The sequence below is a fragment of the Streptomyces katrae genome (genome assembly GCF_000966975.1).
Taxonomy (GTDB): Bacteria; Actinomycetota; Actinomycetes; order Streptomycetales; family Streptomycetaceae; genus Streptomyces; species Streptomyces katrae.
The window spans coordinates 1-235 of record NZ_JZWV01001830.1 but is presented as its reverse complement, the minus strand read 5'-3'; the positions used below and the strand labels follow the sequence as shown (position 1 = coordinate 235).

At 73.2% G+C, this 235-nt stretch carries 1 protein-coding gene; it reads left to right on the top strand.

Going from position 1 to position 235, the window contains the following annotated elements:
- The first annotated feature begins 47 nt into the window (after positions 1-47).
- On the top strand, positions 48-176 hold the full coding sequence (locus VR44_RS43675) for an LPXTG cell wall anchor domain-containing protein (protein ID WP_245692938.1): 129 nt from the start codon (positions 48-50) through the stop codon (positions 174-176).
- The last annotated feature ends 59 nt before the right edge of the window (positions 177-235 follow it).

Sequence of the window (235 nt, the reverse complement as noted above, 5' to 3'; positions counted from 1 at the left end):
ACGCCACCGGCCCGGCCCCGCAGCAGCCGGACGCGCAGGCGCAGAAGGTGGAGAACAAGGACGACAAGACCGGCTCGGGCAACCAGAACCTCTGGTGGATCATCGGCGCGGGCGCCGCGGCCGGCATGGGCATCGGCATCCTGCTGAGCGGCCGCCGGAAGAAGAACGAGCTGTGAGCCGCCGCCGTTCGCGGGGCACGGTCGGCCTGCTGGCCGCCCTGGGCCTGCTGCTGACC